At 62.6% G+C, this 13,858-nt stretch carries 16 protein-coding genes; 3 read left to right on the plus strand and 13 right to left on the minus strand.

Translation table 11 applies throughout. The features are described from left to right. Positions 1-53 precede the first annotated feature (53 nt). Positions 54-1,142 (plus strand): helix-hairpin-helix domain-containing protein, encoded by a 1,089-nt coding sequence (locus GJR99_RS10845; protein WP_151112041.1) that lies wholly within the window; start codon positions 54-56, stop codon positions 1,140-1,142. Between the two features lie 62 nt (positions 1,143-1,204). Here GJR99_RS10845 and GJR99_RS17485 read toward each other — a convergent pair whose 3' ends face one another. Together GJR99_RS17485 and GJR99_RS10850 are read right to left on the minus strand one after the other, a co-directional pair. Beyond that, positions 1,205-1,381 (minus strand): hypothetical protein, encoded by a 177-nt coding sequence (locus tag GJR99_RS17485; RefSeq protein WP_191967111.1) that lies wholly within the window; start codon positions 1,379-1,381, stop codon positions 1,205-1,207. A gap of 86 nt (positions 1,382-1,467) precedes the next feature. Further along, entirely contained in the window at positions 1,468-1,857 is a 390-nt protein-coding gene (locus GJR99_RS10850) for an ACT domain-containing protein (RefSeq protein ID WP_151112043.1), read from the minus strand. 291 nt (positions 1,858-2,148) lie between these two features. Here GJR99_RS10850 and GJR99_RS10855 point away from each other — a divergent pair, with 291 nt between their 5' ends. Then, positions 2,149-4,467, plus strand: coding sequence for an arylsulfatase (locus tag GJR99_RS10855; protein ID WP_151112045.1), 2,319 nt, complete (start codon positions 2,149-2,151; stop codon positions 4,465-4,467). 217 nt (positions 4,468-4,684) lie between these two features. Then, a complete protein-coding gene (locus GJR99_RS10860) occupies positions 4,685-5,623 on the plus strand; it encodes a bile acid:sodium symporter family protein (RefSeq protein ID WP_151112047.1) in 939 nt (312 codons plus the stop codon). Between the two features lie 317 nt (positions 5,624-5,940). Here the strand turns inward: GJR99_RS10860 and GJR99_RS10865 are convergent, their stop codons facing one another. The 11 genes from GJR99_RS10865 to GJR99_RS10915 form a co-directional block, all read right to left on the minus strand. Beyond that, on the minus strand, positions 5,941-6,579 hold the full coding sequence (locus GJR99_RS10865) for a non-canonical purine NTP pyrophosphatase (protein WP_151112049.1): 639 nt from the start codon (positions 6,577-6,579) through the stop codon (positions 5,941-5,943). Positions 6,580-6,630: 51 nt separating this feature from the next. Further along, positions 6,631-6,909: a DUF5808 domain-containing protein gene (locus GJR99_RS10870; protein ID WP_151112051.1), complete on the minus strand. Its 279-nt coding sequence runs from the start codon at positions 6,907-6,909 to the stop codon at positions 6,631-6,633. 65 nt (positions 6,910-6,974) lie between these two features. Then, positions 6,975-8,633, minus strand: coding sequence for a bifunctional N(6)-L-threonylcarbamoyladenine synthase/serine/threonine protein kinase (locus GJR99_RS10875; protein WP_151112053.1), 1,659 nt, complete (start codon positions 8,631-8,633; stop codon positions 6,975-6,977). 36 nt (positions 8,634-8,669) lie between these two features. Further along, positions 8,670-8,981: a 30S ribosomal protein S24e gene (locus tag GJR99_RS10880; RefSeq protein ID WP_151112055.1), complete on the minus strand. Its 312-nt coding sequence runs from the start codon at positions 8,979-8,981 to the stop codon at positions 8,670-8,672. A 67-nt stretch (positions 8,982-9,048) separates the two neighbouring features. Continuing rightward, positions 9,049-9,588 (minus strand): GTP-dependent dephospho-CoA kinase family protein, encoded by a 540-nt coding sequence (locus GJR99_RS10885; RefSeq protein ID WP_151112057.1) that lies wholly within the window; start codon positions 9,586-9,588, stop codon positions 9,049-9,051. A gap of 2 nt (positions 9,589-9,590) precedes the next feature. Further along, on the minus strand, positions 9,591-9,788 hold the full coding sequence (gene spt4 / locus GJR99_RS10890; protein WP_151112059.1) for a transcription elongation factor subunit Spt4: 198 nt from the start codon (positions 9,786-9,788) through the stop codon (positions 9,591-9,593). Further along, positions 9,788-10,360 carry a DNA-directed RNA polymerase gene (locus tag GJR99_RS10895; protein WP_151112061.1) on the minus strand — a complete coding sequence of 191 codons (573 nt, stop codon included), beginning with the start codon at positions 10,358-10,360 and terminating at the stop codon, positions 9,788-9,790. Before GJR99_RS10895 ends, spt4 begins: the two co-directional genes overlap by 1 nt. A 7-nt stretch (positions 10,361-10,367) precedes the next feature. Further along, entirely contained in the window at positions 10,368-10,736 is a 369-nt protein-coding gene (locus GJR99_RS10900; protein ID WP_151112063.1) for a DUF188 domain-containing protein, read from the minus strand. A 22-nt stretch (positions 10,737-10,758) separates the two neighbouring features. Next, positions 10,759-11,991: a translation initiation factor IF-2 subunit gamma gene (locus GJR99_RS10905; protein WP_151112065.1), complete on the minus strand. Its 1,233-nt coding sequence runs from the start codon at positions 11,989-11,991 to the stop codon at positions 10,759-10,761. Positions 11,992-12,183: 192 nt separating this feature from the next. Further along, the gene (locus GJR99_RS10910; RefSeq protein WP_151112067.1) at positions 12,184-12,993 is read right to left on the minus strand and encodes a DUF6517 family protein; all 810 of its coding nucleotides are present in this window, start codon (positions 12,991-12,993) and stop codon (positions 12,184-12,186) included. A 73-nt stretch (positions 12,994-13,066) separates the two neighbouring features. Next, positions 13,067-13,768 carry a hypothetical protein gene (locus GJR99_RS10915; protein WP_151112069.1) on the minus strand — a complete coding sequence of 234 codons (702 nt, stop codon included), beginning with the start codon at positions 13,766-13,768 and terminating at the stop codon, positions 13,067-13,069. Positions 13,769-13,858 lie beyond the last annotated feature (90 nt).

Below are 13,858 nucleotides of genomic sequence, written 5' to 3' on the forward strand. Positions count from 1 at the left end.
GGCAACGTTGCACGTTCTAACAGATATATTAACAGTCATATCTACCTGAAGGTATGCGACAACCGACCAGACTTATCCGTGATTCTGCAGAACGACACAAACTGAAGGTCTCTCTTCCTGGTGGGCGATACCAACTCTCGCTCGACGACCGTGCAGTAATCGTGTTGACCGACGAGCTTGGGCTTTCAGTCCGAGACGAGGTTCCGACGCCGTTCGTTCCGTTTTTCATCGCGATGGGCGATGCCTGGTTCCCACGTCAACGTGATGTAGATTCAGTGATTCGTGACCTCCCATCGGAGGGGTCGCTCACTGCTGCTGACCGAGACGTGCTGGTCTCGTACGTGACTGACTCACTGATCGCTGAACGGCGCGAGAAATGGGTACTCGCAGCTATCGAAAACTCTCCAATCGCAGACCAAATCGATTCGACGGACCTCCGGATTAACAAACTCCCTGAACCTCCCAAGGCGTTACGAACGTCTAAAAAGAACATCGTGGAGGACTCTGTCGAACATACCGAACGTCAGAGACCGACGAAACGAGACGAAGTCGCAGAAGTAGAACCGCGAACTGAAAGCGACACAACCGACCAGCAAAAGCCAGAATCTTCTGCTGCACCGAAAGAAGAGGCACGAGAAGCGTTACAGGAGATTCCTGGTATCGGCCCACACCGTGCCAAACAACTGGCCGAAGGTGGGGTTCACTCGCTTGCCGCGCTTGCTGACGCTCGACCGGTCGACCTTGCTGGGATAGACGGTATCACCGAGGACATTGCGACGGTTGCAGTGGAGGGCGCTCGAGAAGTGTTGGGACACACCGTCCCTGCCAGTGACCGACTGACGAACCAAACGGGAGTCTCGGACGACGTTTTCAGCCCTGCACTGTCGTCGTTGGCCGCTTCCGGTGTCCCAGCGTCAGAAGCAACCCCTACACTTCGTGTCTTGTACGGTCCGACTGTAGCCGACATCGATGCTGTCTCGGGGCAACAAGCGTACTTCCTCTGGGAAGCGGGATATCAGACACCGCACGACGTACTGGAAGCCTCCCCGAGCGAGTTAACCGACGTTTACCAAGTGGGCTCGACAACAGCAGCAGAGATACAAGAATCAGCACGCTCGCTATTGGAGAGACGACGCGACTGAAGTGGTCTGAAGCGAGTACCCCGACCCCGACCCGTGACCCACGGGCGTGACGCCCCGAGAACCTACTCGGTCAGCACCAACTGCGTCACCGCGTAAATCGCGATAACCGTCACCAGTCCGAATCCGACTGCGACGCCGACACCCTCTGCGGCCCCCTGAAAGAACACCGCGATGGCGGCGAAGACGGCGATTCCGTAGCCACCTGCCGCACCGACGGCGAGAGCCCTCGTTCGGTTCATACGTTCTATAGGTGCCGAAGGGGTGTGGTCTCGGTCCCTCGAAATGACGGTCGTTGATGCACACTGTCGGTCGCAGAGGGACTGGGTCACTCTCGTTGCGCGACGCGGCACCCCAGTTCTTCGAGTTTCGCTGTCGCCGCGGGCACGTCTCGTTCTTTCACCAGCACGTGGTCGGTCGAATACGCAGACAGGGCGAATATCGAGATGTCCTCCTCGGCGAGTGCGGTTGCGACCGCGGCCAGAAAGCCGAAGAGTTCGAACGGGAGGACCATCTCGAAGGTGAGGCGTTTCCACCCGTCTTCGGACTCGACGACGTTCGCGTCGTCGACGGTGCCCGCTTCGGCAACCACCGTCGTCTCGTTCTCGTCTCGTATCGTCGCGAACGCGGACGACTCGGGGTGTTCGGTCTTGTAGACGGTGTACGTCTCCTCGGAGACGGTGACTGTGCCGCCGTCGAGGAACTCCGTGGGGTCCATACGGAGTTCTCGCTGGGGGTTGTGAAAAAGACGTGTTCGGCGTCCCACTGAGCCAAATCTGGGCTCTGTTCGAATACAACTAATCTAGCACGTTACAACGGGCATGCTGAATACAGCGCGCAAGTCGGTCAATTCTGATGACAATCCAGATTCGTTGTCTATCTTAATCATCATGAATATTAGTTAACTTATTTCTCCGCGTTTTGTACCACACCCACGAGTATCGAACGGCACTCGGTTACCCCGGTGGTGGGGTCGTGTGAATTCGTTCACTTCGTGGGGGAGACAACGATGTCTGGACAAGAGTTTCACGGCCGTATCGGCCGAACGTACGACGAATCAGAGCCCTGGTGGCCCGAACAGACCCGTGCACCCGACGACGCACCGAACGTCCTCATGGTCGTCCTCGACGACGTCGGTTTCGGGCAACTGGGCTGCTACGGTGGCCTCGTCGACACCCCGAACATCGACCGACTCGCCGAGAACGGTCTGCGCTATAACAACTTCCACACGACAGCGCTCTGCTCGCCAACGCGCTCGTGTCTGCTGACGGGGCGGAACCACCATTCGAACGCGATGGCCGCCATCGCCGAGAGCTCTACGGGGTTCCCAGGGTACAACGGGCACATTCCCCACGAGAACGGGTTCCTCTCCGAGATGCTCGTCGAGGAGGGATACAGCACCTACGCCATCGGTAAGTGGCACCTCGGCCCAGCAGAGGCCACTAGCGCTGCCGGCCCATACGACCGGTGGCCGCTTGGGAGAGGATTCGAACGGTTCTACGGCTTCCTCGGTGGCGACACCGACCAGTACACCCCGACGCTCGTCTACGACAACCACCAGGTCGAACCGCCGGCAACGCCCGAAGAGGGGTATCATTTCACCGAGGATATCGCCCAGCGGACAATCGAGTTCATCGGTGATGCCAAACAGGTCGACCCCGACAAGCCGTTCTTCACGTACTTCTGTCCCGGCGCGTGTCACGCCCCACACCAGGTTCCGAAGGAGTGGGCCGACAAGTACGCCGGCGAGTTCGACATGGGCTGGGACGAGGCCCGCGAACAGATTCTGAAGCGCCAGAAAGAGTTGGGCATCGTTCCGGAGAACACCGACCTCTCGCCGCAGAACCCGGACATCGTGCCCTGGGACTCGCTGTCGGCCGAAGAACAACGCCTCTACGCGCGGATGATGGAGGTGTACGCGGGGTTCCTCGAACACACCGACGCACAGATAGGCAAGGTCCTCGACTACCTCGAGGAACTCGGCGAACTCGACAACACGCTCGTGATGCTCGTCTCGGACAACGGCGCGAGCGCCGAGGGTGGCCCCACTGGGTCGGTCAACGAGAACCACTTCTTCAACAACGTCCCCGAGTCTCTCGAAGAGAACCTCGAAGCCATGGACGGCCTGGGCGGCCCCGAGTACTTCAACCACTACCCGTGGGGCTGGGCGTGGGCTGGTGACACGCCGTTCCGCCGCTGGAAACGCGAATCGTACCGGGGTGGTGCGAGCGACCCACTCGTGGTCTCGTGGCCCGAGGGCATCGAGGCGAGAGGAGAAATCCGCGAGCAGTTCGTCCACGCCATCGACCTCGTGCCGACCGTCCTAGAGACCCTCGGCTTCGAGGCCCCCGACGAGGTGAAGGGCGTCGCACAATCGCCAATTGAGGGGACGAGTTTCGCCTACACGTTCGAGGAGCCGGACGCTCCCGAGCAGCACGTCACCCAGTACTTCGAGATGATCGGGACCCGCGCCATCTACCACGACGGCTGGCGGGCGGTCCACCCCTGGCCGTTCGGTGTGCCGATTACCGCCGAGGACCTCTCGGCGACCACGCTGGAGGACTCCGGCTGGGAACTGTACCACATCGCAGAGGACTTCTCGGAAGCTCACGACGTGGCGAGTGAGCACCCTGAGAAGGTCCTCGAACTCGCCCAACTCTGGTGGACCGAGGCCGGCAAGTACGACGTGCTGCCGCTCGACAGTCGGGGCGTCGAGCGATTGGCGGAACCGAGGCCGCAACCGGGCAAACCCCGCAACACGTACGTCTACTACCCGGGAACCCAGCACGTCCCGGAGAACGCGGCCGTCCGGGTACTAAACCGCGACCACAGCATCACCGCCGACGTGACGGTACCGGCCGGTGGGACCGAGGGCGTCCTGCTCGCCCAGGGGAGTCGGGACGGTGGGTACACCCTGTTCGTCGAGAACAACCGCCTCCACTACGTACACAACTACATCGGCGTCGAGGAATACCACGTGGTCGCCGACGAACCGCTCCCGGAGGGGGACATCTCGGTCCGGATGGAGTTCGAGACGACCGGTGACCCCGACATCCCGAACGGCGAGGGTGCACCGGGGACCGTCCGCCTCTACTACGGCGACGAGCAGGTCGGTGAGGGTGAACTCCCGAAGACTGTCCCGATCATGATCGGTATCATCGCCGGCCTGAGCTGTGGCAAGGATGCCGTCAATGCTGTCAGTGACGTCTACCGAGACCGGAAACCCTTCGCGTTCACCGGCGACATCGCACGGGTGACCGTCGACGTCAGCGGCGAACCGTTCGTCCACGAGGAGGCCGAACTGGACCGCATCATGGCGCGTGAGTAAGCAGAAGGACCGCTACCGATGGCTGTCTCTCTCGAATCGCTCACTGCGTTGTCGGTGCGGGTCTTCGTCGTGACCCGCTCGTCGGTTCGCTGGTGATACTCGTCGTCCACGACCGAGCTGGACTGGACACGAAAGGAGCGAGGAGACAGCCACAGCGTCCGCCGACGAAACGGTCGTGAAATGGGGTCGGACTGAACGATAGATCGGAACGAAGCACATGATTGCAGAACAGGTACGCGTCGGGTTGGAACCCCTCATCAGCCTCCTGCTCACCGTTCAGGGCATCGCGGCGACTGTCGGTCTCATCGCGTTGATGGCCCAGTTCGGCATCCAGCTGACAGTGGGGGACCTTCGACAGACGACACGGGAGTACAACCTCATCAGCCGGTGGCTCGTCGCGAACCTCCTCTTTCTGCCACTCGTCGCTGCCCTGTTCGGCGTCGTGTTCCAGCTCCCCCGACCGCTCCTCCTCACGCTCGTGCTGGTCGCCGTCGCCCCGGGCGCACCGTTCATCCCCCCGCTTGTCGCGATGGCCGGACAGGACTCGCACGAAGCGGTCCGACTGACCGCAGCGCTGACCGTCGTCGCCGTCGCTACTGTGCCGCTGTTCGTCGCTGCGTTGCTGTTCATCCTCGACGTCGAGACAGAGTTCTCACCGTGGCGACTCCTCTTTCCCCTAACAATCGTGCTCGTTGCACCCCTGGTCGCGGGAATCGCCGTTCGAACGTGGCGTCCGGAACTCGCCGAGCGTCTTGCTCGGCCAATAACCATGCTCGCCAATCTCTCGCTGTTGCTCGCGCTCGGTATCATCGCTCTCCTCGGCCTCCCGCAGGTCATCGGGATATTCGCGGTCCTCTTCGGGACCGGGGCGATACTCCTCCTGTCGCTGTTTGTGCTCGTATCTATCGGCATCGGGTGGTTATTTGGAGGGCCAACTGCCCAGAGTCGCCGGATTCTCGCGCTCGGAACGGCCGGCCGAAACGTCAACATCGCCCTGTTCGTCGCGACCGGAGCGTTCCCAGAGTCGGGCGTGAACGGTGGTATCATCGCCTTCACAGTGCTCATGTTTGTCCTCTCGATACTCGTCGCTCGCTACTGGCGACGGAAGCCGCTTGATGGCGAGTCGAGCACAGCAGTGCCTGGGCTGAACAGTTGAACTCACGAAGCCACGTGCTGCATACACCCTCTGTCTGTGTCACACCACACCTGTCACTTTCCGGGGACATCAACAACACTACTGTTTCCATCTTTCACCTCGCTTCGCTCGGTGAACTCCCGTCAGACGCTTCGCGCCCGACGACGTATACCTCGCTCACTCCGTTCGCTCGCTATACTTCTGGAAATCGTAGATTTCCAACATTTGCTTCGCTACCGTTCAGCAAACTCCCGAAAATCAGAGATTTTCGACGGACGCTTCGCTAGCGCTCAGCGTACCACCGTCGGACGTTTCACGCCCGACGAGGCATACCTCGCTCACTCCGTTCGCTCGCTATACCACGTCGCAAACTTCGCCAACGCCCGCCCGCGGTGTGAGATACCGTTTTTCTCCGTCGCCGTCATCTCGGCGAACGTCTTCCCGTCGTGTTCGAAGATGGGGTCGTAGCCGAATCCGCCCTCGCCACGCGGCGGGACGATTCGACCGTTGACGACGCCCTCGAACAGTTTCACGGGGAGGGCTTCGGTCTCTTCTGCGCTCTGTTCTGCGCCTCGGGCGGCGGCGACGGTTCGGTCGTCTTTGTCGACGGGGTCCGGACTCGCTTCGAACGGGTCGCCGTCGCAGTACGCGAGCACACACCGGAAGGAGGCGCGGCGAGGGTCGTCGAGTTCGGCGGCCGCGAGTCGGTACACCGTCTCGACGCCGAGGGTGTCTTCGGCGTACGAGGAGTACGGGCCGGGGAAGCCGTCGAATCCGTCGATGAAGAGACCGGCGTCGTCGACGAGCACGGGTTCGCCGGCGTAGCGGTAGGCCTCACGCGCGCCGTGGGCGGCGATGGGGCCGAGTTCCGCGGCTTGAATCTCGGTGTAGTCGAAGTCGAGTTGGGTGACGTCGTCGTCGAGATAGTCGAGGGCCTCGCGGACCTTGCCCTCGTTCGTCGTGACGTATCTGAGCATACCCGCCCATCTGCGGGCGGGCGTCGAAAAGTCGTCGGTGTGTCGGTCGCTTCAGTCGACGATGACTTCGACTGGACCTTCGTCTGCTTCGTCTTCCATCTCTTTTTCCTCACGCTTCTGGCGCTCGTTCCAGAGGAGTCCACCGGCGACGAGGAGGACGACCCACGAGCGCCAGCTGGCGAGGTTCAGCGTGTAGCCGATACCGAACGGCTTCTCGACGAGCATGCCTTTGCCGGGTTGCCAGTACGACGAGAGGAGGCGGCCTGCGCTCGGGCGTTCGAAGTTGTAGGGGATGCCGAAGAGCGTTCCACTTTGTGGTTTGTCTGCCATACGTGATTGGTACGCCCGCTGACGATAAATCGTTTTGGCCTGCCGACCAGTCGCATCTGCCCTGACTATCGATATCGACCACGGGATTCGACTTCGCGGAGTCGGGCGATGACGTCCGCAGACCCGACAGATTCGTAGCCTGCTTCCAGTGCGTCGAGCAGTGGGGCGGCGTCGGCCGCGGTTCCTTCGACGCTCTGGGCGAAGACGTGGAGGTCCATCGCCTGGTCTTCGACGTGGCCGGTGTGGAAACCGAGACCGAAGTCGATGATGTGGACCTGCGTCGCACCATCCGGGCCGGTTCCGACGCGGACGTTTCGCGTCGTCGGGTCGCCGTGGACGATGCCCGCGTCGTGGAGTCGCGCGAGATACTCGCCAACGACGCGGACTGCCTCGGGTTCGAGTCGCTCTGCGAGGTCCGCGTCGCCGACTTTCTGGAAGGTGATGACGCCCTCGACGGGGTCGATATCGTGGATGATGGGCGTCCGAACGCCGGCGCGGCGAGCGTCGCTCGTCAACCGCGCTTCGGCTTTCGTCCGCTCTCGTCGCAGTCTGTCGTCGAGCTTCGGGTGTCGGTACGTCTTCGGGACGCGACGTTTCACCACGTCGTCTGTCCCGATGTCGACCGTCGCTTCGGCCCCGCGAATCGCGCCGTCGTCGGTGTAGGCACGAGCGACCGACTCGTCGGTGCCGCGCCACGTCACGTCGACCTGGTCGGGGCGGAAGTTCGGGTCCACGCTGGATTCTTCGACTGCGAGCGTGTCGCCTGCGGCGAACATCCGTGCGCCACAGAGCGCAATCATCCCCGCGTTGTCGCCGAGGAAGCGCGGTTCGGGTGCGTGGAACTTCGCGCCGCGCTGGTCGCACATCTCGGCGAGCATCTCGCGGAGGCGAGCGTTGTTTCCGACGCCACCGCCGAGGACGAGTTCGTCCGTCCCCGTCAGTGACAGCGCGCGCTCTGCGACTTCCGTGAGCATGCCGAAGATTGTCTCTTGCAACCCGGCGGAGATGTCTTCGACGGCCGTTCCAGCGTCTGCCTCGTCTTTCGCGGCGCTCATGATGCCGGAAAACGAGAAGTCCATCCCTTTGACGACGTACGGCAACTCGACGTAGTCGCCGTCTTTCGCCGCCGCTTCGACCTTCGGGCCACCGGGGTGTTTCCACCCGACGTGGCGGGTGAACTTGTCGATAGAGTTGCCGACGCCGGTGTCCATCGTCTCACCGAGGACGCGGTACCGACCGTTGTGGTAGCCGAGCAGGTGGGCGTTCGCGCCCGAGGCGTTCAGACAGACCGGCGACTCGAACCCGGACTGGTAGCGCCCGATTTCGAGGTGGGCGACCATGTGGTTGACGCCGACGAGCGGCACGTCCAGCGTCTGAGCGACAGCACGTGCTGCAGTGCCGACGATGCGGAGACATGGGCCGAGCCCCGGTCCGCGAGAGAACGCCACAGCGTCGACGACAGGGCCGTCTCCGTCGTGTCTCTCGGCGGCGTGGGCGAGGGCAGTTTCGACCACTTCGGGGATGGCACTCCCCATGTGTTCGGCCGCCTCACGCGGGTGAATGCCGCCGCTGTCGGGTTGGTACGGGTTCGATTCGATGAAGACGTGGTCTGCGGCGGGGTCGGGTGTGCGGTCTGTCGCGGACGTGAGCGCGTCGGGGTCGTCAGTTTCGAAAACCGCTGCGCTCGCGGCCCATGCAGTACCTTCGATTCCAAGAATGCGCATCGAGAGTCGGTTGAAAACGGCGATTCGAAACCGAACTTAGGCCTCTTCGGCTTCGGCTTCGGTGTCGGCGTCGGTAATCTTGTTGCGTTCGAGCATGTGTTCCTGTTCGACGTCGCGGGCGAACTCGGGGCTCTCGTAGACCTTGGCGTAGCCAGCGGTCTTGCGCATGCCGAACTTCGTGTCGAGTTCGTGGACGACGACTTCGTCAGAGTCCTTGTTCAGTTTGGCCGCGAGAGAGTCTCGAACCGAGAGACGGGAGGGCGTCGCTTCCTCGTGGACGATCTCGAAGCGAACGTCCGAGCGGTGCAACATGGGGTTCTCCTCCTCGGAGATGATTTCGATTTCCATGGTTAGTTACCCGTAATTGCCCGCGAAGCAAGTAAAAGGATTTCGAAGGGAGAGGAGAGTCCGCCAGTCAGACTTCGATTGGAGCAAGAACCGCCTCGGTATCGCCGTCGAACTGCGAGAGGAGGTCCCGCATCTCGGTTTTGGCCGCTTCGTCGACTCGGATTCGGACCATTCCTTCGTCTGGTTGGCCGTAGACGACCGTCGAACCGAGTGGCGCGGCGAGAACTGCAGGGAGGGTCGCGAGGTCTTCTTCGCCCTCGACGAGGATGGTCGTCGGTTCGGCGGCGGCGAGGGCGTCGCCGAGTGCTGCGACGAGCGCGCGCGAAATCGTGCCCTGGTCGTTGGTGACTTCGACGAGTCGGCCGGTTTCGACTGCGCGGCGAATCTCGTCGCTCACGGCTTCTCGCTTCGTCTTCCCGTCGATGACTGCGACGTCCGGTGGTCGGCCTGCTCGACGGAGGTGGAAGGTGACGACGTCGCCGACGGCGACGAGTGGGGCCTCGGACTCCTCGCTCGACGCGTCTGCGAGGAGCGCCTCGGTCTCGGTGTAGACTGGGCCGAACGGCTCTTTGAACGCTGCGCGGAGCGCCGTCGGCAGGGTGAGCATTCTCAGCGGACCTTGAGCGCGTAGCCGCCGGGTTCGGTGACCTTCATCTCGGTGGCGATTTCGCTCTGTTCTGGGTGGGTGATGACGACGTAGCCTGCCCAGTCTTCGGTGAGACTGCTCGACCCGCAGTTCTCACACGTCTGTTTGTCGGGTTCGTTGACGAAGTGGCACTCGCGGCAGGCGAGACGCTTTTTCGCCATCAGTTACCCTCCGCCGAAGCCTCGCTCTGCTGGCGCTTCTTTTCGAGCCAGCCGTGCTTCCCGAGCCCCGGCTGTTTCGCGGTCAGGCCGATCTTCGAGTCGCGCGGGTTGCGCTCGTCGATACTCTTGGTGACGATGCGTGCGCGCACCTCGTCGTCGACCCCCAGCGTCTCGTTGGACTCGGTCGAAGCGAGCTGTTGGTTCTCGCCGTCGTAGGCGAGGTACTCGTCGGAAATCTGCGAAACGTGGAGCAAGCCGTCCACCGGCCCGATGCCGACGAAGGCACCGAACTCGACGACTTCGACCACGATACCGTCGACGACTTCCTGCATGTCTGGGTCGTAGGTAATCGCGTCGAACTCGGCTTCGTAGTAGACGCCGGGTCGGTTGGGCAGTACGGTGCCCTCGCCCACGTCGTGGACGTTCACGACGCTCACGACGCTCCCAACGTCTTCGTCCATCCGTCCTTCCAGTTTGTCCTGCAACAGTCGCTTGACCCGCTCGGGCGTCACATCGCCCAAGTGGCGTGGCGGGACTTCGACTGTGTCTTTGAGTCGTACCCGTTTGTACATAGTTTCGTTAAGGTTCCGTGACCGCCAGTGTGGCGTGCCCCCGGATGCCGATGACGGGAATCCCGCATTCGAGCACCCTGTCACGGAGGGGCTTGTCGTTCGTGACGACGTAGTCGGCCTCGCCCGATTCGGCGAGTTCGACGACAGCGTCGTCGGCGTACGATTCCTCGGTTTCGACCGCACGGCACCGGGTCGCTAGGTCCGCACCCACGCTCGCGGCGACGGCCTCGGTCCCGCCGCCCGTCGAGAGCTTCTCCAGCTCGTCGAGGACGGCCGTGGGGACCACGAGGTCCACGTCGGCCGCGAGTAACCGGTCGAGTTCGTCGAACACGCGAACGTCGAGTTCGACCGGCATCATGAGTGCGTTCGTGTCCATAACGACTACGGTGGCGGTCACGTCACTTGAGCGTCCCGATACCGATGAGGCGCCAGCGCGCACCGACACGGCGGTTGATCGCTATCTTCGCACCTTCGGCCGCACAGACTGGGCGCTTGAGTTTCACTTCGGCCTCGCCGCTGCGGGCACTCGTCACGGCACCGACAGTGGTCGCGGTGCCGACGGTGAGCATCAGCGGTTCGCCAGTCGAAATCTCGTCGACGCTGTCGTCTTCGCTGCCGACGACACGGTCGAGCAGGTCGACGTCCATCGTGAACTCCTCGCGCGTCGGCGGGAGGGTTCCGGGCTTGCCGGCAACCTGCCCCGCGAGCGCGTCACCTTTCGTGACACTCGGGTCGAGGCCGGTTCCGACGCCACAGAGGCCGCCGGGGCGGACTTCGTCCACCATGTTACCGCCCGCTTGCAGCGACCGAATCTCGGTCGTGATGGAGCGCCACTCGGTCTGGCCTTCTTCGTCGACTTCGCGGCCGGGACGGAGTTCGAGTTCGTCGCCATCTTCGAGTTTGCCGGCGACGACGCTGCCGCCGATGACACCGCCGTTGAGGCCTTCCCAGGTCGTTCCTGGGCGGTTGATGTCGAAACTGCGAGCGACGAACATCCGACTGTCTTCGCTCTCGTCGCGCTCGGGCGTCGGGATGTTCTCCTCGATAGCCTCGATGAGGAGGTCGAGGTTGACCTCCTGCTGGGCGCTGATGGGGACGATGGGCGCGTCTTCTGCGACCGTCCCTTTCACGAACTCCTGAATCTGCTCGTAGTTATCGATTGCCCGCTCGCGGTCGACGAGGTCGACCTTGTTCTGGGCGATGACGATGTTCTCGATACCGATGATATCGAGCGCCATCAGATGTTCGGCCGTCTGCGCCTGGGGGACGTCTTCGGTGGCGCTGACGAGAAGCACCGCACCGTCCATGATGGCCGCGCCAGAGAGCATCGTCGCCATGAGCGTCTCGTGGCCGGGCGCGTCGACGAACGAGACGGTTCGCAGGACGTCCGTCTCTTCGCCGTCTTCGGTCTCTTCTTCGACTGTGTAGCACTCCGGTGCATCGACACCGGGAATCTTACGGAACGTCGCGTCGGCGTATCCGAGTCGGATGGAGATACCGCGCTTCATCTCCTCCGAGTGTTGGTCCGTCCACGACCCAGACAACGCTTGGACGAGCGTCGTCTTTCCGTGGTCGACGTGACCGACGAGTCCGATGTTCACCTCCGGTTGTTGTGGGTTTTTCGTCACCATTGACCTCCTGAGAGTAATCTTGGGTAGACTTGGCCCCGAACGACTGATAAAGGTGCTGTTCTCGGAGCACCGGCGCTGTGGCTACGTCGGGCGGTCACACACGGCGTGGACCGGTTTCGCGGCCGATTCGACGCGGTTCGCCCCTCGACGACACCGTCGTCCGTCGCTTCGTCAGGTGCTGAGACGGCGGCCTCACTCGACTGCCGTGACGAGCGACCGGAGCTCTTCGCGGTAGGCGTCTGGCGTGAGACCGAGGTCGATGTCCACCGAGACGTCGATGGCCTCGGTCGGCGACTTCGTCACGCCCAAATCGAGGTTCTCACCGGGGTGTGCTCCTCCTGCGACGAGAATCGACCCCTCGTGTTCCCAGACGGCGAGCAGGCCGCTCACACCGAGTTTCTTCCCTTCGATTTCGAGTCGTTTCTCGTCGGTCAGTGGGAACGTGATTCCCTCGAAGGGGAACGCGGCGCTGTAGTTCGTCACCCGCGCTGTCTCGCCCGTCTCGACCGTCAGCGACCCCGACGACGTCTGTTCGATATCGACGAGCCCGGCGGATTCTAACTGCGCTTCGTACTGCGACCGCGCCTGCGACTCGACCTGTTCGACCACCGGGTCGAGCACGACGTCGGGAATCTGCGCGAGACTCGGGTCGAGCGTCACGCGCGTCGCGAAGAACATCGAAAACTGCCCTTCGGCCTGCCCGAGCGTCTTCTTCTTCAACTCGGTCGCCAACTCGACGTCCTCGAAGACGAGCGTCCGAAACGCCGCCGAGACGCTCACCGGGCCGAACGATTCTTCGAACGCCGGGTCACGCGTCTGTTCGTCTACTTTCTCCCATCCGCCCGCCTCGAGTCTCGACTCGGGGACCTTCGGTGGGCCGCGCGCGGCGCTCGCAGTACTCCCAGAACTGCACCCCGCGAGGCCCGCCAGTCCAGCGCTCGCGGCCGCACCGAGATACGTTCGTCTTCCTATCCGACGGTCAGAGTCGTCCTGCCCGGACATTGCTCGGAGTTCCCTCGTCTTCGTTCAAATAGGTACGGGACGGTGACAGTCTGTAATTCTGTTGCGACGGACCCTACTCGTCCCGCTCTTTCGTGCGAAACCGCATCGTTTGCCCGTACAGAAGCAGGCCGATACCCGCGAGCGCGGTCAGTCCACGCAGATATTCGTCGAGGCGTCTGTTGGGTCCGTTGTACGCTCTTCCCCCCTGTCGGTAGAACCGTCCCTCGTACTCCACGAGTTCGTTGGTCTCCTGCCAGTACTCCCACCCGGCGATAGGGTCGCTCGTGCGGACGGTTCCTGACTCGAACAGTCGCTGGAACTCCGGTGGGAACGTCTCGGCGTTCACTGCCGCAATATCCATCGCGGTTCGGTTCGAGATGGGTTCGAGTCGCAACTCCACAGAGTCGTTGCCGAGTGACTCGTGGTGGAGTCTGTAGAACGCGTCGTCTCTCGGGTAGTACGCGACTTGGTACAGACAGAACGCCGGCCTCTCGGCGCACTTCGCTCGCTCGGAGTCGACGACCTTGGGGCCGTCCGCACGCAACTGCGAGACGTTCTGGCACGCCGGGTCGTCGTCGACACAGGTCAGTACGTCGTCGGAGTAGGCGGCGTGCTGGGCCCAGTTCGAGTCGGGAGACACTTCGACCACGCCGTATCGATACGTCGGGACGATGGCACCCATGGGTGCGAAGACGGCGGTGAACACCAGCAGCACACCGAGGCCAATGACTAGCAGACTGCGGCGATGGAGGGAGAACGAAGCGGGAAATCGCATCGACAGTCGCTATGGTGACCACTGTATAAAGTTCAATGGCTGACAGTTCTACGCTCGCTGGTCTGCCGCCCGAGAGCGAGGCTTTTCACC

Source organism: Haloferax marinum (assembly GCF_009674625.1).
GTDB lineage: Archaea > Halobacteriota > Halobacteria > Halobacteriales > Haloferacaceae > Haloferax > Haloferax marinum.

Coding starts and splice junctions, on each gene's coding strand:
- GJR99_RS10845 (WP_151112041.1), top strand. CDS start 54: ATGCGACAACCGACCAGACTTATCCGTGATTCTGCAGAACGACACAAA.
- GJR99_RS17485 (WP_191967111.1), bottom strand. CDS start 1,381: ATGAACCGAACGAGGGCTCTCGCCGTCGGTGCGGCAGGTGGCTACGGA.
- GJR99_RS10850 (WP_151112043.1), bottom strand. CDS start 1,857: ATGGACCCCACGGAGTTCCTCGACGGCGGCACAGTCACCGTCTCCGAG.
- GJR99_RS10855 (WP_151112045.1), top strand. CDS start 2,149: ATGTCTGGACAAGAGTTTCACGGCCGTATCGGCCGAACGTACGACGAA.
- GJR99_RS10860 (WP_151112047.1), top strand. CDS start 4,685: ATGATTGCAGAACAGGTACGCGTCGGGTTGGAACCCCTCATCAGCCTC.
- GJR99_RS10865 (WP_151112049.1), bottom strand. CDS start 6,579: ATGCTCAGATACGTCACGACGAACGAGGGCAAGGTCCGCGAGGCCCTC.
- GJR99_RS10870 (WP_151112051.1), bottom strand. CDS start 6,909: ATGGCAGACAAACCACAAAGTGGAACGCTCTTCGGCATCCCCTACAAC.
- GJR99_RS10875 (WP_151112053.1), bottom strand. CDS start 8,633: ATGCGCATTCTTGGAATCGAAGGTACTGCATGGGCCGCGAGCGCAGCG.
- GJR99_RS10880 (WP_151112055.1), bottom strand. CDS start 8,981: ATGGAAATCGAAATCATCTCCGAGGAGGAGAACCCCATGTTGCACCGC.
- GJR99_RS10885 (WP_151112057.1), bottom strand. CDS start 9,588: ATGCTCACCCTGCCGACGGCGCTCCGCGCAGCGTTCAAAGAGCCGTTC.
- spt4 (WP_151112059.1), bottom strand. CDS start 9,788: ATGGCGAAAAAGCGTCTCGCCTGCCGCGAGTGCCACTTCGTCAACGAA.
- GJR99_RS10895 (WP_151112061.1), bottom strand. CDS start 10,360: ATGTACAAACGGGTACGACTCAAAGACACAGTCGAAGTCCCGCCACGC.
- GJR99_RS10900 (WP_151112063.1), bottom strand. CDS start 10,736: ATGGACACGAACGCACTCATGATGCCGGTCGAACTCGACGTTCGCGTG.
- GJR99_RS10905 (WP_151112065.1), bottom strand. CDS start 11,991: ATGGTGACGAAAAACCCACAACAACCGGAGGTGAACATCGGACTCGTC.
- GJR99_RS10910 (WP_151112067.1), bottom strand. CDS start 12,993: ATGTCCGGGCAGGACGACTCTGACCGTCGGATAGGAAGACGAACGTAT.
- GJR99_RS10915 (WP_151112069.1), bottom strand. CDS start 13,768: ATGCGATTTCCCGCTTCGTTCTCCCTCCATCGCCGCAGTCTGCTAGTC.